The sequence below is a fragment of the Gammaproteobacteria bacterium genome (genome assembly GCA_029880545.1).
Taxonomy (GTDB): domain Bacteria; phylum Pseudomonadota; class Gammaproteobacteria; order Acidiferrobacterales; family SZUA-150; genus JAOUOD01.
In genome coordinates this window covers 82,009-100,912 of the sequence record JAOUOD010000002.1, presented here as the reverse complement: position 1 = coordinate 100,912, position 18,904 = coordinate 82,009, and the positions used below count along the sequence as shown (strand labels likewise).

The 18,904-nt window shown below is 54.8% G+C and carries 20 protein-coding genes and 1 tRNA gene; 12 read left to right on the top strand and 9 right to left on the bottom strand.

Annotated elements, in window-relative coordinates; translation table 11 throughout:
• Positions 1–73: 73 nt before the first annotated feature.
• Genes OEZ10_02500 through OEZ10_02480 form a run of 5 tightly spaced genes read right to left on the bottom strand, consistent with a single transcriptional unit; the run spans position 74 to position 6,503 of the window.
• Entirely contained in the window at positions 74–3,550 is a 3,477-nt protein-coding gene (locus OEZ10_02500) for a PilC/PilY family type IV pilus protein (protein MDH5631845.1), read from the bottom strand.
• Positions 3,551–3,585: 35 nt separating this feature from the next.
• Positions 3,586–4,125: a pilus assembly PilX N-terminal domain-containing protein gene (locus OEZ10_02495; protein MDH5631844.1), complete on the bottom strand. Its 540-nt coding sequence runs from the start codon at positions 4,123–4,125 to the stop codon at positions 3,586–3,588.
• Positions 4,126–4,157: 32 nt separating this feature from the next.
• Positions 4,158–5,105: a PilW family protein gene (locus tag OEZ10_02490; GenBank protein ID MDH5631843.1), complete on the bottom strand. Its 948-nt coding sequence runs from the start codon at positions 5,103–5,105 to the stop codon at positions 4,158–4,160.
• Complete coding sequence (gene pilV, locus OEZ10_02485; protein ID MDH5631842.1) at positions 5,105–5,827, bottom strand: type IV pilus modification protein PilV; 723 nt, start codon at positions 5,825–5,827, stop codon at positions 5,105–5,107. The genes OEZ10_02490 and pilV overlap by 1 nt, the downstream gene beginning before the upstream one ends.
• A gap of 28 nt (positions 5,828–5,855) precedes the next feature.
• Positions 5,856–6,503 carry a GspH/FimT family pseudopilin gene (locus tag OEZ10_02480; protein MDH5631841.1) on the bottom strand — a complete coding sequence of 216 codons (648 nt, stop codon included), beginning with the start codon at positions 6,501–6,503 and terminating at the stop codon, positions 5,856–5,858.
• Between the two features lie 172 nt (positions 6,504–6,675).
• Between OEZ10_02480 and thiO the strand changes: the two genes are divergently transcribed.
• The 9 genes from thiO (at position 6,676) to OEZ10_02435 (ending at position 13,119) form a co-directional block, all read left to right on the top strand.
• Entirely contained in the window at positions 6,676–7,770 is a 1,095-nt protein-coding gene (gene thiO, locus OEZ10_02475) for a glycine oxidase ThiO (GenBank protein MDH5631840.1), read from the top strand.
• A gap of 33 nt (positions 7,771–7,803) precedes the next feature.
• Positions 7,804–8,310, top strand: coding sequence for a transcriptional repressor (locus tag OEZ10_02470; protein ID MDH5631839.1), 507 nt, complete (start codon positions 7,804–7,806; stop codon positions 8,308–8,310).
• Positions 8,311–8,418: 108 nt separating this feature from the next.
• A tRNA-Thr gene (locus tag OEZ10_02465) sits at positions 8,419–8,494 on the top strand.
• Positions 8,495–8,599: 105 nt separating this feature from the next.
• A complete protein-coding gene (gene ampD / locus OEZ10_02460) occupies positions 8,600–9,151 on the top strand; it encodes a 1,6-anhydro-N-acetylmuramyl-L-alanine amidase AmpD (protein ID MDH5631838.1) in 552 nt (183 codons plus the stop codon).
• A gap of 66 nt (positions 9,152–9,217) precedes the next feature.
• The gene (gene ampE, locus OEZ10_02455; GenBank protein ID MDH5631837.1) at positions 9,218–10,156 is read left to right on the top strand and encodes a regulatory signaling modulator protein AmpE; all 939 of its coding nucleotides are present in this window, start codon (positions 9,218–9,220) and stop codon (positions 10,154–10,156) included.
• Between the two features lie 41 nt (positions 10,157–10,197).
• A complete protein-coding gene (cobU, locus tag OEZ10_02450) occupies positions 10,198–10,716 on the top strand; it encodes a bifunctional adenosylcobinamide kinase/adenosylcobinamide-phosphate guanylyltransferase (GenBank protein ID MDH5631836.1) in 519 nt (172 codons plus the stop codon).
• Positions 10,706–11,761, top strand: a complete 1,056-nt coding sequence (gene cobT, locus OEZ10_02445) for a nicotinate-nucleotide--dimethylbenzimidazole phosphoribosyltransferase (protein ID MDH5631835.1) — start codon at positions 10,706–10,708, stop codon at positions 11,759–11,761. The genes cobU and cobT overlap by 11 nt, the downstream gene beginning before the upstream one ends.
• 7 nt (positions 11,762–11,768) lie before the next feature.
• The gene (locus OEZ10_02440; GenBank protein ID MDH5631834.1) at positions 11,769–12,365 is read left to right on the top strand and encodes a histidine phosphatase family protein; all 597 of its coding nucleotides are present in this window, start codon (positions 11,769–11,771) and stop codon (positions 12,363–12,365) included.
• 4 nt (positions 12,366–12,369) lie between these two features.
• Positions 12,370–13,119 carry an adenosylcobinamide-GDP ribazoletransferase gene (locus OEZ10_02435; protein ID MDH5631833.1) on the top strand — a complete coding sequence of 250 codons (750 nt, stop codon included), beginning with the start codon at positions 12,370–12,372 and terminating at the stop codon, positions 13,117–13,119.
• A 7-nt stretch (positions 13,120–13,126) separates the two neighbouring features.
• Here the strand turns inward: OEZ10_02435 and OEZ10_02430 are convergent, their stop codons facing one another.
• Together OEZ10_02430 and OEZ10_02425 are read right to left on the bottom strand one after the other, a co-directional pair.
• Positions 13,127–13,600: a hypothetical protein gene (locus OEZ10_02430; protein ID MDH5631832.1), complete on the bottom strand. Its 474-nt coding sequence runs from the start codon at positions 13,598–13,600 to the stop codon at positions 13,127–13,129.
• A gap of 119 nt (positions 13,601–13,719) precedes the next feature.
• Positions 13,720–15,195, bottom strand: a complete 1,476-nt coding sequence (locus tag OEZ10_02425) for a cobyric acid synthase (GenBank protein ID MDH5631831.1) — start codon at positions 15,193–15,195, stop codon at positions 13,720–13,722.
• Positions 15,196–15,392: 197 nt separating this feature from the next.
• Here OEZ10_02425 and OEZ10_02420 point away from each other — a divergent pair, with 197 nt between their 5' ends.
• The 3 genes from OEZ10_02420 to OEZ10_02410 all read left to right on the top strand — a co-directional run bounded on the left by OEZ10_02420 (position 15,393) and on the right by OEZ10_02410 (position 17,458).
• Entirely contained in the window at positions 15,393–16,277 is an 885-nt protein-coding gene (locus OEZ10_02420) for a cobalamin-binding protein (GenBank protein MDH5631830.1), read from the top strand.
• Between the two features lie 158 nt (positions 16,278–16,435).
• The gene (locus OEZ10_02415) at positions 16,436–17,041 is read left to right on the top strand and encodes a group 1 truncated hemoglobin (GenBank protein ID MDH5631829.1); all 606 of its coding nucleotides are present in this window, start codon (positions 16,436–16,438) and stop codon (positions 17,039–17,041) included.
• A gap of 66 nt (positions 17,042–17,107) precedes the next feature.
• On the top strand, positions 17,108–17,458 hold the full coding sequence (locus OEZ10_02410) for an ArsC family reductase (GenBank protein ID MDH5631828.1): 351 nt from the start codon (positions 17,108–17,110) through the stop codon (positions 17,456–17,458).
• Between the two features lie 3 nt (positions 17,459–17,461).
• Here the strand turns inward: OEZ10_02410 and cobO are convergent, their stop codons facing one another.
• Both cobO and OEZ10_02400 read right to left on the bottom strand, forming a co-directional pair.
• Complete coding sequence (cobO, locus tag OEZ10_02405) at positions 17,462–18,070, bottom strand: cob(I)yrinic acid a,c-diamide adenosyltransferase (protein ID MDH5631827.1); 609 nt, start codon at positions 18,068–18,070, stop codon at positions 17,462–17,464.
• Positions 18,070–18,903, bottom strand: coding sequence for an ABC transporter substrate-binding protein (locus tag OEZ10_02400; GenBank protein ID MDH5631826.1), 834 nt, complete (start codon positions 18,901–18,903; stop codon positions 18,070–18,072). The genes cobO and OEZ10_02400 overlap by 1 nt, the downstream gene beginning before the upstream one ends.
• Position 18,904 lies beyond the last annotated feature (1 nt).

Genomic DNA, 18,904 nt, shown 5'->3' with positions numbered 1-18,904 from the left:
GTGAAAACAGCAAGCTGTCAAAACAGGAAAAACCCCTGGCCACTGGGTAGCCAGGGGTGTTGCTGAGACTGGATCAGTAGCCGTCGTTTTCCAGCCAGAATGAGCGATATCCGCCCTTCAGCTTTGTCTCCTGTATTTGAAGGTCTGGGCGAACCACCTTGCCGCCGATGTTAACTACACCGGACGGGATGCCGCCTGATTTCAACTTTTCGTACCGATCACTGGTGGTCAGGCCGGCGGTAGTCGAATCATAATCCTGGGTAGCAGTGCCGTCTTTAAGGTTCAGTGTATACAAGAAGCCTGAACCTTCTGAGGGTTCACAAGTGTCTGCTAGTGCGCCATTGGCCGGTTGGTAGCTGGTGAAGTAGATTTCAGAAGCGACCGTAAAAGCCGACGCCAGCACTTTTTCTCCGCAGGGTTCCGAGGCGGGCTGCCAGGGGCAATGGAGCTTTAGGCGCCAACCGTTGGACAGGTCTGGCGGCGTTGCGCAACTGCTGTTTTGCAGGCAGTTATTGGTAATGTCGGCCAGACTGCCATGATTCAATGTCGTAATTGACGGTGTACCGGACAAGGTTTCGCGGTCGCGGATGACATAGAAGTAATTGTCGGTAATGAGATTGGTTGGATGCGCCCGATTACCGCTACCGATGACAATGGCGTCATACGGTACCCCGGAGTCGTCCTTGGCCTGGACGTAGTCCGGCTGGTAGAAGAATCGACGATCCGTGGTCGTGGTGTCACCGTTGTTCTGGGCATTGAATACCAGGTTGGCGCGCCACTCGTTGCCACTGGCAAACTGATCATTAGACTTGAGATCCATGCGCCAGATATTGCCACCGGTATCTCCGACATAGATGCGATCGGTCAATCCATTGCCATCGCTGTCTACTGCCGTGACGCGTGACGGAATGCTGTGCAGCATGCGACTGTCGTAGTAGGCCTTGGCAGCCGAATCGGGCCCGGTGGTTGCGCCATATACCGCTTTCCAGATCAGGCTACCATCGCTGGCGTCTACCACAAATACGCCACGACCCATGCTGTCCGGACCACCGGCCGCTGCCGTATGATTGACCGTATTGTCATCCTTGTTTGGATCAAAGCCGCCTGAAAAGATCAGTGCCGGTGTTGAGGTAGTGTTGCCACCGTGTAATACCTGGGTAACAACAGGCTCAGACCAGGTTTCACCCAGCTCGGCAAAGTCCGGATCATTTTTGGTAATACGCCAAAGCATTTTCGGATTATCCGGGTCGCTGATATCCAGTGCGTAATAGGCGTGACCGCCCCGGCGCAGGCCGAAGAACAGGTGAACATAATCACCGTCAACCGGTTCAATGTTGCCATCTCCGTCGACATCGCGGGTTACCGCAGTCGGGGCGCCGTCAACGCCGTATTGATGATCGGCCACGGAACCGGCGCGAAGAGTCGGAATGATGTCCATAACCTCCATTGGCATGTAGGCCCAACCTTCCACGCCATCCTGATCCGGTATGTAGCTGGGATTCCCCTGCGCATCTGTTGTAGCGGTACCGGTTGTCAAGGTGTTGCGTATCATATGGAGTACGCCGGCATTGGTACCGGAATAAATGCGAATATCCGGGTTGAGTTTGTGGCGGCCGTTAATGGCCCCATAGTTGACTGCCAGTGGCCGCGAGTGCAGCGGATCACCAAACATCCAGTTCCGGTTCTTCTCGCCATCGTTGATACCGCGGACATACTTGATCATGTTACATGAAGTGTCCGTCGTTTCGGTGGGATCACAGGTGCCAGCGGTTGCGACACCAAATGCAGCCATAATATCAGTTGCTGCAGCGACTGAAGTAGTCGCTTCCAGTGGTCTCAGGCCGGTTGCGTTTCCATTGGTAAAGCCGGCCGGGTCAGTAAAGACCTTCCGGTTTGATGTTGCCGTGGCGGTGCCGGCGGGATTGGTCAACCCCGGGGTAAAGGTGCTGGTGCACGTGGTCCCGGCGCAAGTGAGCTTGTACCCGGGTATCCGTGATCCACAACCGCCGCGTTCAATAAAGCGTCCGTCGGAACCGGCAAAAAATTCATCTATACCCTGGACCGGGTCACGCAAGTCGCCGGGAAGGGTCCAGAAGCTCAACGCACTATTGCTGATACGACCGTCTTTGTCGCTCACTGCATTCTTCGGTGGCGTACTGGCGTCAACAATGAGGCCCTTGTCCAGATCCAGGTTGAACTTCTTGATGTTGCCTGACCATGCCGGTTTGCCGGTTTTTTCCGCTTCGAACATGGCGATGAACAGGTCCTTCTGCACCTGGGCGCGGTTGTACACGTTTACGGCAATGGATGGCGCCACGAACGTGGTAGAGACGCTGATGATATTGCTCAGGTGGGCGCGCAGGTCTTCTTCCAGTTGATCCGGGTTTTCGCTCAGCGCGGTGGGGCGGGTCGTGCCGCCGGCTTCGGCCCAGCTGATCTGTTCGTTGGTAAAATTACCGTTGGGAGTATTGATCAGAAAATAAGACGTTACATTCTGGGTGCCTTTTAGGTTATCTGCCCGATCGGGCCATGTTGCCGGTCCAAATGTGCCATCGGCCAGATCCACGTCATAAAGCCAGCGCAATACGTTGGCAAACTGGGTGTTGGGGTTGGAGACATCCACGGCGTTGAGTGCATCGCTGGTGGACATGCCGCCGTTTGCCTTGTCCATGGAAATCGCAGCATTGGCATCTTGCTCCTGCTGGTTGACGCCAAACATAAAATTGACCACGTAAATACCGGCACAATCGGTGGCATTGACAAGCTGCAACGGGCTTTTGTACATATATTTGCCATTATTACAGGTCTTGCCGGTACCGTTAAAACAGGCTTCTACATTGGTGTCCCACTTTGGTGTGACGTTGCCATTACTATCCAGGTCGTTGGCGTCACCGAGGTTATAGGTGACCGTGGTGCCATAGTCCCGCCAACCATTGCGAAGAGAAAAAATTTCCTGTCCGGTCAGGTAGCGAAACAGTTCGAAATAGATTTCCGATCCTTGCCAGGTATGACTGAGATTACCTTGAGGGATGGGCAGGGCATCCAGCTTCTTGAAGAATTCAATCTTGTTTCTGTCCTCTACCGGGTTAGCGACAGTCATGTCGTTTGGATCAAAGGTATTCGGATCATCATTTGTTTGGGCAACCGAGTTGAGCCCGTAATAGACCATCGCGCCACCACTGCAGGCAGTTGCGGTGGGTCCGGCGCAGCCGTTGTTATGGGCGTGGTTGACTATCAATCCGAGCTTGAAACCGTAAAGCGGGTCCAGCACCTTTTTCATGACCGCGCGAATCATGTCGAAAAAGGTAATGGTCGTCAGCGGCGGCATGTAGCCGTCTGCGATGAGCTTGGCGCATTCGCCGTTGTTGCACACGGTGCTGCCAAGGTTGGCACGATAGTCTATGGTGAACATTACCATGGCTTCCGGAGCATTGGCTGCGGAGCCGACATAGATATCGGTATCATGAGCCCGGGCAATTTCCGAAGATAGCGTGCTTGTCGCCAGTACGGCTGCAGTCGCGAGTGTCAGGAAAATTCTGTTGAAAACCATAACGAGCACCTCGTTGTATGTGCCAAAACTGTTTGCTAGTTGTTTGAAGCGGTAATAGGTTCAATAGGCGGCGCCCCGTTTGAGGGAACCGGTTTTATAAAACCCTGGGTAATGTCTGAAAGTCCTTGCCCCAGTGCTACCTTGTTATAGCGGCTGCGGATGGTGAAGGCTGCGGCCTTGGCCTTGTCACAACTCAAATCCATGCCACGAGGTGGACAAAAACCTTCGGATACCTTTTCGATAGCCAGGGAATGCTTGTTGGTATTACCACTATCCAGAAACGGGGCCTGCAGCGGGATGGTTAATGTCGAGTTTTCGTGGCAGGTGTCGGTGTAATTGGACGTACACCGAATAAAGCCGATATCGCCGACAACGGTAACCATGTTTTCGTGATTGCTGACCGTGTAATCAATTCCTGCCTGCGCCAGCTCAAAGGCCTGCATGGACATTTCCTCGTTACCGGACATGCGAAGCTGTAACAGGCTGGTGCCTAGAGATGCGAGACTGAGCAGGGTAACCGCGACCAGTATAATCAGCGCCGTTAACAGCGCTGCACCCTGTTGGGTTGTATTCACCTTGAGTATCCTGTTTCTCATTGCAATACCTGCTAGTTCAATTGGGCCATGTACGCGGTGTTGCGCATCACAACAGTTTTTGTGAACAGCCGGCGCCGATACTGGTCGCCATTTCCGTTCACCTGGACAGTGCCGAGGTTGTAGATGATATCGTCCTTGTGAGTAACATCCTGGCCACTGGCACGTGCAAGAATAAAGATGCGTGCAGTTACTGCCTTTTTGAGCTCAACGGTGGTCGGTGCGTCGTTGAAATAGTCGGCAATACCATCCTTGTTCACATCAATGCCAAAATTGACAACGATATTTTCGATTCCCTCGGCAGCCTCGTATTCCACGAGTTGTGGGGCGCCGCCGACAATTTCCAGGCGACGCATATACAAGGTTGGAACCGGGTCATTGTTCTTGTTGCGATCCTTGATGTAATACATGTTGATCAGGTATTCACGGGCCTTTTCATTGGCAGCCGGTTCAGTAGCAACATCGCCGGGACTATGTATGCGCAACCGGGCGTTGTAGTCATTGCTGATGATATAGGGGTTGCCTGCAACCTGGGTCGCGGCAGAAGAGCCCTTGGCGCGCTTGAACACAAATATAGGTGTCCCCGTCTTGTGGAAGTTCACGCACGTACCGAAAGCGCCCGGGGTGGCGCCGGTGATTACCGGTGTATCCGGGTTGGCTGGGTCCAGGCTGAAGCCGCACTGGGTCGGAAAGGTAATACCGGACTTGTCAATGCCGCCGGCGTAAGTGGCGCCACCCCAGTAGCCGGCCATGCCAAATTCTTCGTCCAGCTTGTGCATGATAAAGCGGCCGTTTTCCTGCATGCGACCCAGGTCATCATCCTGGCGATAGTTTTGGTTTGAGCTGAGCAAGACGCCCATAACAGCCGCAATCAGCATAAGCCCGAGGGTGACGGCAATCATGAGCTCAATCAGGGTCAGGCCTGACTGGTATGTTATAGGTGGCGTGCGTGTGTTCATCATCAGTGATCCGATTGTGCAATCATGGTGTCAACAACTATCAGGCGACGGTGATCGTTGTCGCCGGCAGTATCGCCGTCGTAGTTGCCGCTGGCCTGGCCGCAGGGATTGTTTGGATCCGGGTCAGAAATTTCCGTTTGTCCGCGCCAGGCAATGGTGATGCGATAGCGTCCCGCACGAGTTGGCTTCGGTGGTATGCCGACAGTTGTAGCTTCGGTTACAAAACTGTCAATACACGCAATGGGAGACACGAGACCACCTATATTGGCTGTCTGGGTGAGGCTGTCGGTTACCGTGGCGCCGATGAGTGCCTGCTGAAATTCCCATAGGTCATGGGTGGCCAGTTGTAATGGCGAACAAGGTGTCCCGGTGCCGCCACAATTGGGCGCGGGCTCGCTGGTGAAGGTGGCAGCTGATATGGCGGCTGCCGGATTTTCCAGCGTGCCCGCGTAAACATTCAATGGCTGGGCCGGGTTATAGGTGGCAGGGGTGTCTGCCTTGCCGCCAATATTGCCGGCGTTGGCGCGCATTTTTTCCAGGATGCCTTGGGCGAGCATGGAAGCAGTTGTTCGTTGAACTGATTCAAAGCTGGATTTTTTCGATGTCAGTTGCAGTGCGGCGATACCGAGCAAGCCAACCGCGAGAATCACCACGGTCACCAGGATTTCGATCATGGTGGCGCCGGCCGCATGTTTCGCTGTCCGAATTGTGGGTTTGTCTAACATAATCACCGTGAAATTCTCTTGTTACAGTTTACGGGCAAGTGTATTCGCTTACTTTGGCCCTGCCAGTCAGGGTCAGCTCTACCCGGCGTCCCAGTTCGCCGGTGCGATTGTTGTCACAAACGCGAAACTCGGTACCGACGGCCACGTTACTTGATCCGTCCGGCAGGTAGCTGAGATTTGGCAGTGACGCTGATGTATTAATGATGACGCCGGAACTCATGCCATCAGACTGCCGGACTAATTCCTCGCCTCCGTCAAACACTGCATCACGGTTAGTATCGATCCAGATCAGCCAGCCATCATCCCAGCTCGTGGTTGCCGCGGTGTTGCAGGTCGAAGACGCGGCGTTTTTGGCGCATACTGCAACAAAGGCTTTACGCTTGATAGATTCTGAGCGGGCAATCTGGAATGCGCCGACCAGTTCACTCGCTTCAGTGCGAATGCGCATATTCAGAATGGTGTCCCGGAATGAGGGCAGGGCAAAGCTGCCAATCACCGCGAGGATCGCCAAGGTAATCATTAGCTCAACGAGTGTAAATCCTTGATCTCTGATAAACGGTCTATTCTCTCTGATAAACGGTCGTATGGAGGTTTTGTTATCACCGATAAACGGTTGATTAAGGCCGACAAACGGGATGCGTGTGTATAAGGTTGTGTCGCGTTGTTGGTTGATCATAGGCATGCTGCTAGGTCGAAACATCGTATAAATACCTGTATAAGGCTCCACAACCAATCAAAGATGTTATTTCTATTACTACAAGTGTAGACGAAACGTGTATGTGTACAATTCCATTGTCCGGTAGCCGGGTCTTGCTTATGGCCATGTTTTTTTGCCAGTTTTTATTCGAATGACGTATTCACATAATCAAATCGCAGTTATCGGCGGCGGTATTATCGGCTTGTTGGTCGCTCACTCGCTGGTCGAGCGTGGTGAACAGGTTTGCCTGATCGAGAAAGGCGAGATCGGCAGGGAGTCCTCCTGGGCAGGCGGGGGGATATTGTCTCCGCTCTATCCGTGGCGGTATCCAGACGCCGTGAACCACCTTGCTCTTTGGAGCCAGGACTATTACCGGGAGTTTTGCGCGGGTCTGGGCAGTCGAACCGGCGTGGATCCGCAGTGGCGTCGTACCGGCTTACTGGTTGCCGGTGATCCGGGGCCCATGTTTTCAGGCTGGGCAAAGAAATTTGGCGGTGATTCCGCCGTTGTTGACGCGCAAGCAGTGGCGGCGTTGAGCCCCCGCCTGCTCTCGATTGAAGGCTCCTCCGTCTGGATGCCACACATTGCACAGGTGCGAAATCCAAGATTGCTCTCGGCTTTACGAAAAGAGCTTGAGCAGCGCGGTTGCCGATTCTTGGTGGGGACAGAAGCGCAGGCCCTGCAATTTGATGCCGGACGTGCCCGGGGTGTTGAAACCAGCCGGGGTGTTGTGCCTGTGTCCCGGGTCGTGATTGCCATGGGCGCGTGGACCGGGAGATTTATGGAGTCGCTGGGCCTGACAGTGCCGGTGAAGCCGGTACGAGGACAGATGATTCTGTTTCGGGGTGAGCCGGGGTGGCTCAATACGATGGTCCTGAAAGAGAGCAGGTACCTGATTCCCCGGGCAGATGGACGCATTCTGGCAGGGAGTACGCTGGAGGACGTCGGTTTTGACAAGTCGACGACCGAGGACGCGCTGGTAGAACTGCGCGACGCCGCGATAGATATGGTGCCTGGATTGGCCGGTATGCCGGTGGAGACACAATGGGCCGGGCTGCGGCCAGGGTCTCCTGACGGTGTTCCGGTAATCAGCAGATTGAAGGGAGTCGAAAACGTGGTAGTTTGTAGCGGCCATTACCGCAATGGCTTTGTGCTGGGACCAGCCTCCGCCCGGTTGGCCGTGGAGCTTTTGCTGGGCGAGGCGCCATCGGTAGATGTAATGCCTTATCATCTGGACCGCGTCTAGACCTGAGCCGGAATTTGTCTATAATTCAACCATATGGAAGACCTTTCTAAGACACTATCCGCTAACCGGCCCGGCGCGCCGGAATCAGGCGCTGAGTCCGGCAGAATCAATGCTGGCGAGATTCGCCGTAGACTTGAAGCGCACGGGATACTGCCCACAGCGCAGCGTATTGATATTGCATCTATCCTGTTTGCTGAGCGTGGCCACTATTCGGCAGAAGACGTGTACAACAAGGTCAATCATGCCGCCATGGCTTCAATTGCCAATGGCTTCAGCCGCAAGCGCGCTTCCAAGGCAACTGTCTATAACACGCTCGGGTTGTTTGCTGAAAAAGGCCTGGTGAAGGAAGTAATCGCTGATCCTGACCGGGTGTTTTTTGATACCTATACTGGCCCTCATCATCATATGTTCAACACCGATACCGGTGAACTGAAGGATATCGATGGTGAGTCGGTCAATGTCATCGGCTTGCCTGCACTGCCTGAGGGTGCCGAGCTCGAATCAATCGAGCTGATTGTGCGCTGGCACCAGAAAAAATAAGCTCCACAGCGCGAGACAGTAATTGCTCACAAGGTTGACGCGGTGGTCACCTGGCTTTTACCTGTATCCCGCAGACTGTGTATACTCGCGATCCTGAAAATCCCCGTTGCCGGAGTAGCTCAGTCGGTAGAGCAACGCACTCGTAATGCGTAGGTCAGGCGTTCGATTCGCCTCTTCGGCACCATTTTTCTCTTTGTTGAGCTGTCTCTGTATGGAAACCGGTGCCCGGGATAATTCATCATGGTAACGTTCGGTCTGGCACGGATGTTCAGCAAGGGAAATTCCAGTCATGCATGTCGATCCCGAAAGCGGTTTGATTTCGCCGGCGCGATTTGTTGGTTCACCCAATTTTGATACAAGGCCGGACGGTTGCGTGCCCGAAGTTCTGATCATTCATGCTATCAGCTTGCCCCCCCGCCAGTTTGGCGGGCCGTATGTAGAGCAGTTATTCTGCAATTGCCTGGATGTTTCGCATCACGAGTATTTTCGCGAAATCCAGGGTCTGGAAGTCTCATCGCACCTGTTTATTCGTCGTGACGGAGAATTAATTCAGTTTGTCCCTTTGGGTCAGCGTGCCTGGCATGCCGGGGTTTCGGAGTGTGAGGGTCGCCAGCGGGTAAACGATTTTTCCATCGGCATTGAACTGGAAGGCGACGATTTCACGCCTTTTGAGGAGGCGCAGTACGAGTGCCTGGCCGGGGTGACCCGGGCGCTGATGGATGCGTACCCGGACATTTCCGTGGACAGAATATACGGTCATGCCGATATCGCGCCGACACGAAAAACCGATCCAGGGCCGTATTTTGACTGGCAGCGCTATCGTAGCCGGTGTTCGGCTTGATATGATTGGTGCACATTTGGGGGTCGGCACAGCCGGCGAGGAATTACGGGTCCAGACAAAATAAATATGATTGATGTGTTGTTGGCAGGTATTGGAGCGGGTGCGCTGGATCGATGGCTTGGAGACCGGTCCAGGGTTGATCCTGAGCCCTGGTACAAGGACTGGGTAGACAGCGTTGAGCAGCGGTTTAACGGTGGCCAGGTATTTCAAGGCGTGATCGCGTTGTTGTTGGTGCTGGTGCCGGTGTTGGTGCTGGTTGTGCTGTTGCGCTGGGTGGCCTGGCAATTCGGCATGTTGACAGGCTTTGCACTGGATATCGTTTTGTTGTTTTTCTGTATCCGCATCGATGGGTTGCACCAGTCTGCCAATCGAATAGGCCATGCATTGAAGCGCGGCCGGTTGCTCGAGGCGCAATCGCTGTTACGTGCATTCAGTGGTCACAGCGTTCTCAGGGAGGATGAGGCCGTTATCGCCGAGGCAGCCGTCGAGACCATCCTGTGTCGCGCCAATACCCAGGTTATCGCGCCGTTGTTCTGGTTTGCATTGCTCGGCCCTGTCGGCTCGGTAATGCAGATGCTGACCCGCATTGTGCGTCAGCGGTGGCAGGGGACCGGGGACCGGTTCGGCCAGTTTGGCTTGCCGGTGCAACAGGTTTATTGCGCCATTAACTGGCTGCCTGCGCGTTGTTCGGCCATGTGTTTTGCCATGGTGGGTAATTTCTCCGACGCGGTTCATGGCTGGCGCGATACGCCGTCTGGCTGGTGTAACAGTGAAACAGTGGTTGCTACTACGGGACTGGCTGCGCTGCAGATTGAGCGTGCCGGGCAGGAAGCCGGTGAAGAGATGGAGCCTGACGAGGAATCATCAGCGCAGGCCATTGACCCAGGTTACCAGCATGCCGATTCGGCGTCCGTGCGACGGGCAGTTGCGTTGGCGTGGCGCTCAGTACTGTTCCTCGGCGTGCTCGCGATTGTCATGAGCCTGGCATCATGGCTGGGCGTGTAGGCTGAACCGCGTCATGATATCCGCAATCATTCAGTCTTGAGATGAAACAACTGATTCTTGGTGGCGCCCGTTCGGGCAAGTCGCAGCTTGCACAAAATCTCGCCATGGCTTCCGGGTTACCGGTAGTCTACGTGGCAACTGCAGCAGCCGGGGATGATGAAATGGCCCAGCGTATTGCCATGCACAGGCAGCAACGACCCTCCGGGTGGCAGGTAATCGAAGAAGCTCTCGAGCTGGAATCTGAATTGTTGCGATTGTCCGGACAGGGGTTCTGCGTGCTCGTGGATTGCCTGACCTTGTGGCTCAGCAATAACCTGGAGCAGCCCGATGTTCATGACAGGATTACCCGGCTGGTTACCACGGTGAAGACATATGAAGGCATCCTGATTATGGTTAGTAACGAGGTAGGCCAGGGCATTGTTCCCATGGGTGAACTCAGCCGTGCATTTGTTGACCATGCTGGCAGGCTGCACCAGCAACTGGCGACGACTTGTGATCGTGTTGTCGTCACCATGGCCGGCCTGCCACTGGTACTGAAAGGGAGGCATATTGAGTACTGATTGGTGGCTGGAATCCGCAATGCCGCCGGACGAACCAAGTCTGCAGCGCGCGCGTGAGCGTCAAATGAATCTCACCAAACCGCCGGGGTCGCTGGGTCGCCTTGAGGACGTGGCGTGCGCCATTGCCGCCATGCAAGCTTGCGACGCACCGACATTGGATCGAATTTCCATTGTTGTGTTTGCTGCTGATCATGGCGTTGCCGAAGAAGGGGTATCGGCATTCCCGCAAGCGGTGACAGCGGAAATGGTGCGAAATTTTGCCCGTGGCGGTGCGGCGATCAGCATACTCGCCAGGGAGCTGGGCGCAACACTTGCGGTGGTCAATGTTGGTACGGTTTCATCTCTGGAAGTGCTTGAAGGTGTAACCGATGCACGGGTGGCTGCAGGTACCCGTAACTTTTCAAGGTATGATGCCATGAGCCGGGAGCAGTTGGCCCGGGCGCTGTTGGCCGGTTTTGATGCAGTCGAACAGGCTCGTGCTGACAGAACGCAACTGTTTATTGCCGGCGAAATGGGAATTGCCAATACCACGTCAGCGACAGCATTGGCCGCGGCCTTGTTATCAGTAGATGCGCGCGAGTTAACGGGGCCGGGTACAGGCCTGGATGCAGACGGTATGGCCCGCAAGGCCGAACTGATCAACCAGGCACTGCTGTATCATGCCTTGAGTCCACGGCAGCCCGTGGATATTTTGTGTCGTATGGGCGGTTTTGAGATTGCTGCCATGGTTGGCGCTTACATACGTTGCGCGCAGTCAGGAGTCCCGATTCTTGTGGACGGCTTCATAGCCGGGGCCGCAGCCATGGTTGCATGCGGGATTAATGCCTCGGTGAGACCGTGGATGCTGTTTGCGCATGCGTCGGCAGAACCTGGCCACCGGTTGATGATGCAACATCTCCGGGCGAAACCCCTGCTTGACCTGGATATGCGATTGGGCGAAGGAAGTGGTGCTGCAGTGGTTGTTCCCATGCTGCGATTGGCACTGGCGTTGCACAACGGCATGGCCACCTTTGCTGAAGCCGGCGTTTCGGAAAAGGGCGCGTGAGACTGTTTTGATTATCGATCTGTTGCGTCACGGTGAACCGGAAGGTGGAAACGTTTATCGCGGCTCCACGGATCATGGCTTGACGGGTTTTGGCTGGCAGCAAATGCGCAGTTTTTGCCAGGCCCCCGCCTGGAACAGACTTGTCAGTTCGCCGTTACGCCGATGTTTTGATTTTGCCGCTGAGCTGCAGCAACAGCATGACTTGCCTTTGAGTATTTATGCGGAATTCAGCGAGATACATTTCGGTGAATGGGAAGGGCAATCATTTGAGCATGTGCTGGCAACCGATGAAGCCAGGCTCAGGCGGTTCTGTGATGACCCTGAAAGCCAGGCACCGCCAAATGGCGAAAGACTCACTGACTTCAGACATCGAGTAATGACCGGCTGGCAGCGCCTGTTGAACTCACCTGGCCAGGATCACGTCCTCGTAGTAACACATGCCGGGGTAATCCGGGTTGTATTGCAGTCGCTGTTAGGGATACCCTATCCCATGTTATTTCGTATCACATTGCCTTATGCGGCGGCTGTGCGAATCCGGGTTGGCGCCGCTGTCAGCGGTTCGGCGCAATGGGAAATGTTGACAGGTCCGGACATCAGGGAGTAGCGATATGCATTGGCTCAAGGCAATCCGGGTAGCATTTCAGTTTCTCACCCGTATACCGGTCCCGGCAACGGAATCGGTCGGCGATGAAGATCGTGGCAAGTCGCTGATATTTTATCCTGTCGTTGGCCTTGCTATCGGCGGTATCCTGCTGTTGTTGCAACTGCCCTTCTATACAGCATCCGCCAGTCTCCAGGCGGCTTTGATTCTCTCGGCCTGGGTGTTGATTACCGGAGCCTTGCACCTTGACGGGCTTGGCGACAGCGCTGACGCCTGGCTCGGTGGTCATGGCGATCGTGAGCGCACGCTGGAAATCATGAAAGACTCCGATAGCGGTGTCGCTGCCGTCGTACTCATCGTGCTGGTGTTGCTGGTGAAATTTGCAGCGCTGGAGCAATTGTTGTCATCAACGCCAGGCTGGACCGCGTTACTGGCCGCGCCTGTTATCGGCCGCGCTGCCGTGGTGGCGTTGTTTCTGACTACGCCCTATGTGCGTGGCGAAGGCCTGGGCCGACCACTGGCTGATCATCTTTCACCGAAATCCTCCTGGATATCGGTTGCATTGTCACTGGCTTTTGCCGTGGTACTTTTGGGATTATGGGCGCCACTGGTTGTGCTGTTGACACTGCTCATGGCATTTGTGCTGAGACTGTTGATGATCAGGAGTATTGGCGGAACCACCGGCGATACCGCAGGCGCGATGATTGAAGTCGTGGAGTTGACCGTGCTGGTTGGCGCCGCATTGATGACTGGCTAGGCGATCCCTATTCCCGGTAAGTCCTGGTGCCAATAACGGAACCGTCCATCAATACCACTGCAACTGACCGCTGTTGTTGCCTTGAGTTACCTGATTTTCCGGAATTCCCTTCATATGAGTAGTGTACAACATAATACCAGTGGCCCTTGTGATCAGGGCAGCCATATTCATTAAGCGTAATTTGTTCGACGTACAGTTCGGTATATTTGTCAGGCCGCTCCCGGCTCCAGCGCTGAAAATTGGCAATGGCATCATCCAGGCTGAGTGGGACAGATGTGGTGCCTGGTAACCACAGCGGTGTGGTTTCCATTTTTCTGTGACTGACTCGTACTCCGGTGCGGCTTCCGTCCAGCCTGATACTGCTGATCAACCAGTGTTGCTCGGTATCCGGATTTTGGGCAAAAGCAGGCAATGCCGGGTGCGCGGCAGACAACAGAACAATAATCACGCCATGAACCAGGTTCAGGCGATATGGGCGCATACCGGAAAACAATGCTCTAACCTCGTGTGTGGCACCTCTGGAAACGGGTGCTCTTTTCATTCAGTGGCTATAATTATAGTCGCTGTTTCGGGGATTGCCGGGATCGGCGGGCATTGCTGTCAGTTAGCGTTCCTGATTCCCAGAATACGGTCCAGGCGAGCAGTATCCAGGTGTTGCTCGATAGCATCTGCCAAACGATTGATATGTTGATCACGCAGTTGCTGGTAATCGGGAGTCGAGCTGTTCTCCAGCCCGGCCCAGCGCAGAATGTTGTGACAGGCATCTTTTTGGTCAAACAAGCCATGAACATAGCTGCCGCACACCAGGTCATCTTCCGATTGTGCGCCGTCGTGACTGTTGCCGATCCGGGCAAACGGTCGTGACAGTGCGCTGCCATGGCTTTGACCCATGTGAATTTCGTAGCCGGTAAGCCGGGTTTCCGTATTACCGAGAACGAGCAAACCGGAAACCTGGTTTAACTGCTTTTGCTGATGCATTTGTGTGTCCATATCCAGCCAGCCAAGGCCAGTGCTGCTGCCAGGATGGCCGTCAACACCGTCGGGATCATGTATGGTGTTGCCCAGCATCTGAAAGCCGCCACAAATCCCGAGCAGCTTGCCACCGAAGCGCAAGTGTCGCCGGATTGCCTGTTCCCAGCCTTGCTGGCGCAGCCAGTCCAGGTCGGCACGAACTGATTTGGAGCCCGGCAAAATGATCAAATCGGCTGCCGGAATGGCTTGATCCGGCCCGATAAACTGGAAGGCAACATCCGGATGCAGTCGCAGTGCATCAAAGTCAGTATGATTGCTGATCCGCGGCAAGGCCGGAACAATGATTCGGAACAGCCGCAGGTCTGCCAGGCTTCCAGGCTGTACAGGCAGCGCATCTTCGGCTTCGATATGCAGTCCATGAAGATAGGGCAGGACACCGAGGACCGGAATCCCGGTTTCCTGTTCCAGCCAGTCCAGTCCGGATTGCAGCAGGGCAATGTCGCCACGGAAGCGGTTAATGACAAACCCCTTGACCCGGGCACGCTCGGTAGCGGTCAACAGTGCCAGCGTACCGACGAGGTGGGCAAATACACCGCCGCGATCGATATCGGCAATCAGGATTACCGGGCAGTCCACGGCTTCGGCGAATCCCATATTGGCAATATCATTGTCTCGCAGGTTGATCTCGGCCGGGCTGCCGGCGCCCTCTACTATGATTGCGTCATAACGGTTAGCGAGTCGCTGGTAGGCAGCCAGTACGGCATCGCGTGCGACCTTCTTGTAGTCATGGTAAACGCTGGCATCCATGTCGCCGATGGCGCGGCCATTGATAATGATCTGGGCGCCAATGTCGGAACTGGGTTTGATCAGTACCGGGTTCATATCAACATGGGGCTCAAGGCCGGCAGCGTGAGCCTGAACCGCCTGGGCCCTGCCTATCTCGAGACCATCAGCCGTAACCGCGCTGTTTAGCGCCATATTCTGGGGTTTGAATGGCGCCACGTTGATACCGCGGCGATACAGGACGCGGCAAAGTCCCGCGACCAGGATACTTTTCCCGGCGTCGGACGTGGTACCCTGAACCATGATTGTTGCTGTGGACATGGGCCGGAGTATGGCATAAAACGCTGGCTCTTCAGGCTCGGGAATCAGCAGAAAAATGTCCGGAATGGCGATCGTTGCCTGCAGTTATCGGGCGGGCGGATTCCCGGATCGCCAGTAAAACCGGTTGCGGTGAGTGACAGCCGGAAAGACGTTGATATCACCCGGTTGGTCAAGGAGTCGTGCAGGTGAAAGGTGGAATGATATTGTTCGTGTGCACGGCCTGCCTGTCCTTGCCGGTGCTTGCGGCGCCATTGTCGGTCAAGGATGACCTCGGCATCAGTGTGACACTGGACCGGCCGGCGCAGCGAATCATTAGCCTGGCTCCACATGCAACGGAGATGTTGTTTGCAGTCGGCGCCGGTAGCCGAATTGTCGGTGCCGTGGATTTCAGTAATTATCCTGAAGCTGCCAAGGCGATACCGCGGGTAGGTGGTTACCATCGGCTTGACGTAGAGCGGATTGTGAATCTGAAACCGGATCTCGTCATCGCCTGGCGGGATGGCAATGGTCCACCGGCAATCGATAGGCTGAAAAAGTTGCGATTAAATGTCTATGTTACCGAGCCGGTTGATTTGCCGGATGTCGCCAGTCACTTGCGACGCCTGTCAGTTCTTGTTGGTGAGGAAGAGACTGGCCAGGCGGTTGCCGCGCGGTTCCAGGTGCGGTATGAAGGCCTGAAACAACGGTATGAAAATGCCAGGCCTGTATCCACGTTTTACCAGTTATGGCATCAGCCGTTAATGACGGCAACAAACAGCCACCTGATTGGCCAGGTGATCAGGCTTTGTGGTGGGGCAAACATTTTTGCCGATCTGCCTGTGCCTACTCCCAAGGTCGGCCTGGAGGCGGTGTTGGCTGCCGATCCCCGGGCAATCATCGCCAGCGGCATGGACGAGGCACGTCCGGAATGGCTGGATGACTGGCGCCAATGGCCGAAGCTGCGCGCGGTCAGCAATAATCATTTGTTTTTTGTGGCACCGGATATTTTGCAGCGCCACAGTCCCCGCATTCTCGATGGTGCTGATCAGGTGTGCGCAGCGCTGGACCAGGTGCGCAGCGCCCGGGGAGATCGTAAACATTAGTCATATAGCCAGAGAAATCAGGCAGGTTTCGTCGCGGACCCCGAAATGCAGCTGGCACTACGGTACTATTGGTCTATACTGCTAGGGGTCTGATAAACATGTATATTTTGTGCATGTTTACAAGCTATTGAATTGAAGGGTAATCGCGGAGAAGTTTGATGAGCAAGCCACAAAAACGACGGGCCGGTGACCTGGCGCCAAATCTGGAGCTGTGGGCGGCGCTGGACGAGGGCAGAATTCTGACAGAGGTGCTGACGGACTTTTATAAAGAGGTGTACGCCGACCCCCAGCTGGCACATTTTTTCCACGGCGTCACGATCGAGCGTGTTCGCGAGAAACAGTACAATTTTCTTTACGCCATTTTGTCCGGCGAACCGGTTTATTTCGGTGAGCGTCCACGCAATGCGCATCACTGGATGGTTATCTCCAACGACCTGTTTGATTATCGGGAGGATATGCTGGCGCGCCATTTTGCCAATCACGGTGTGGCCGATGAGCATGTTCAGCATATTCGTCGTATCAGTGAGGCATTTCGCAAGCAAATCGTAAAGGATGAGCCGATCCCCAAGCGCTTTGCCGGTCGTGAACTGCCGCTGGAAGGGTATGACAGTATTGTCCTGGCAATAGGATCATTGTGTGATGGCTGCCAGGGTGAAATGCATGAAGGCGACAAGGCGCAATACCATGTGCGCACCGGTCAGACCTATTGCCAGGCTTGCATGCCGGAAGGCAGCACAGAACCCAATGTTGCCAAGGTCGTGTAAGCTCCCGTGGATGGAAACAGCGGGATAATTTGTTGATCAGTCTTGGGCTGGTATACTGCCGTCACTATGACGGCAGTTTTGTTTGGCATACCCAATTGTGACACGGTAAAAAAGGCGCGACGCTGGTGTGAGGCGCGTAATGTTGAATACCGGTTTCACGATTTCAGGAAAGACGGTATTGATGGAGCCATGCTGGCACGGTTTGAAAAAGCCGTTGGCTGGGAAGTGTTGCTGAACCGGCGCGGCATGATGTGGCGCAAACTGTCACGGGAAGCGCGTGACAACATCGACCGTCACACAGCCATGTCGCTAATGCTGGATAACCCGGCCATTATCAAGCGCCCGGTGTTGCAGATTGGCAAACATATTCAGGTCGGATTTGATGAAGCGGTCTACAGCAAGTTACTGACCCGCTGATCGCTACAGTTCCACGCCTTTTTGTGCGCGCACACCCTGTTTATAGGCGTGCTTGATTTCCCTGATCTCGCTTACTGTATCAGCAGCCTCGATGAGAGCATCCGGTGCAGCACGCCCGGTAATCACCACGTGCTGCATGGTTGGGCGTCGGCCCAGCGCATCGGTCACGCGATCAACCGGTATGTAATGCATCTTCAGTGCGATATTGAGCTCGTCGAGGATGACCATATCAAACCGGTCATCGGATAAATATTCTTCAGCTTTTTCCCAGGCAGTCATTGCTGTCTTGATATCACGCTCGCGATCCTGGGTTTCCCAGGTGAAGCCTTCACCCATGACGTGATAATCAACCTTGTCAAACTGGCGAAAGAATGCTTCTTCACCGGTTGTATCCTTGCCCTTGATAAACTGGATGATGGCAATGCGCATGCCGTGACCCAGTGCCCGGGCGGCCATGCCAAATGCGGATGAGCTCTTGCCCTTGCCATTACCCGTCATTACCACCACGACGCCACGATCTTCAGTGGCCCGGGCCATGCCCGCATCGACGACTTGCTTGTGTTTTTGCATGCGCGACCGATGGCGCTGATTTTTATCCTGATCCTGTGACATCATTGGCTCCATGTTGCCTTGCGTGCTACCAGTTCATCAATGCCTTTCAGCAGTACCGGTGCCGGATGCAGAAACAATTCACCGTCCAGGTTGATAATACGTATACCGGTTGACGGCGGTATGGCGGCACATTGACTGTTGTGTTTGCGTTCAAATACAAAAATCAGCTCGGGTTCAAGCAGGTGAATCAATTCGTTAAGGTGCTCGACTTCCTCGCCTTTACGAATATGGCGCAGCTTTTCCGCTGTCTCAACCGGTACGAAGCCCGCCTCTTTGAACAGCTCGGTCAGCCAGCGCTCGCGTCCAAAAGAGTAGGGCGTACCGCTGCAAGCCGACAGTAGCAAGACACGCTTGTTGTTGCCCTGCACCTGCGCCGCCTTGCGTCGCCAGAGCAAGGCGAATGTCTTTGCCCGGGCCGTCAATTCCGGATTACCTGCGGCTTGCGCGATCAGATGAAGATTGTCTTCTACTTGCTGCATGCTGGCAAAACCGTCCAGTCGCAGAGCTACGGTCCGGCCGGGAGTAACCGGTTGCCAGTTTTGTTCCGGCGTCCAGTTGGATGTCAGCATAATGTCGGGATCCAGTGCGGCAATGGCATCTACATCAGGATCGAGTATTCCACCGGTATGGGGCAAATCCAGTTCATCAAATCGGCTTACGCCGACAATACACTTGCCAAGATTCAGCCATTGGAGTGTTTTGGTAATGTAAGGGGACTGGCTGATAATACGTCGACATTGATCAGGGTTCGCCGCGTTGCTGGCGATGACCAGGTCAGTGGTGGCCGTGCATAACAGCAGGATAAGCAGTCGCAAGATGGATGGGCTACCCATG

What these genes read in the sequence shown, in the direction of transcription:
- pilV (MDH5631842.1), bottom strand. Translation starts at nt 5,827, where the DNA reads ATGTTAGACAAACCCACAATTCGGACAGCGAAACATGCGGCCGGCGCC.
- OEZ10_02400 (MDH5631826.1), bottom strand. Translation starts at nt 18,903, where the DNA reads ATGGGTAGCCCATCCATCTTGCGACTGCTTATCCTGCTGTTATGCACG.
- OEZ10_02500 (MDH5631845.1), bottom strand. Translation starts at nt 3,550, where the DNA reads ATGGTTTTCAACAGAATTTTCCTGACACTCGCGACTGCAGCCGTACTG.
- OEZ10_02415 (MDH5631829.1), top strand. Translation starts at nt 16,436, where the DNA reads ATGAGCAAGCCACAAAAACGACGGGCCGGTGACCTGGCGCCAAATCTG.
- ampD (MDH5631838.1), top strand. Translation starts at nt 8,600, where the DNA reads ATGCATGTCGATCCCGAAAGCGGTTTGATTTCGCCGGCGCGATTTGTT.
- cobU (MDH5631836.1), top strand. Translation starts at nt 10,198, where the DNA reads ATGAAACAACTGATTCTTGGTGGCGCCCGTTCGGGCAAGTCGCAGCTT.
- OEZ10_02490 (MDH5631843.1), bottom strand. Translation starts at nt 5,105, where the DNA reads ATGATGAACACACGCACGCCACCTATAACATACCAGTCAGGCCTGACC.
- OEZ10_02425 (MDH5631831.1), bottom strand. Translation starts at nt 15,195, where the DNA reads ATGTCCACAGCAACAATCATGGTTCAGGGTACCACGTCCGACGCCGGG.
- OEZ10_02435 (MDH5631833.1), top strand. Translation starts at nt 12,370, where the DNA reads ATGCATTGGCTCAAGGCAATCCGGGTAGCATTTCAGTTTCTCACCCGT.
- OEZ10_02410 (MDH5631828.1), top strand. Translation starts at nt 17,108, where the DNA reads ATGACGGCAGTTTTGTTTGGCATACCCAATTGTGACACGGTAAAAAAG.
- OEZ10_02480 (MDH5631841.1), bottom strand. Translation starts at nt 6,503, where the DNA reads ATGATCAACCAACAACGCGACACAACCTTATACACACGCATCCCGTTT.
- ampE (MDH5631837.1), top strand. Translation starts at nt 9,218, where the DNA reads ATGATTGATGTGTTGTTGGCAGGTATTGGAGCGGGTGCGCTGGATCGA.
- OEZ10_02430 (MDH5631832.1), bottom strand. Translation starts at nt 13,600, where the DNA reads ATGCGCCCATATCGCCTGAACCTGGTTCATGGCGTGATTATTGTTCTG.
- thiO (MDH5631840.1), top strand. Translation starts at nt 6,676, where the DNA reads ATGACGTATTCACATAATCAAATCGCAGTTATCGGCGGCGGTATTATC.
- cobO (MDH5631827.1), bottom strand. Translation starts at nt 18,070, where the DNA reads ATGTCACAGGATCAGGATAAAAATCAGCGCCATCGGTCGCGCATGCAA.
- OEZ10_02420 (MDH5631830.1), top strand. Translation starts at nt 15,393, where the DNA reads ATGATATTGTTCGTGTGCACGGCCTGCCTGTCCTTGCCGGTGCTTGCG.
- OEZ10_02470 (MDH5631839.1), top strand. Translation starts at nt 7,804, where the DNA reads ATGGAAGACCTTTCTAAGACACTATCCGCTAACCGGCCCGGCGCGCCG.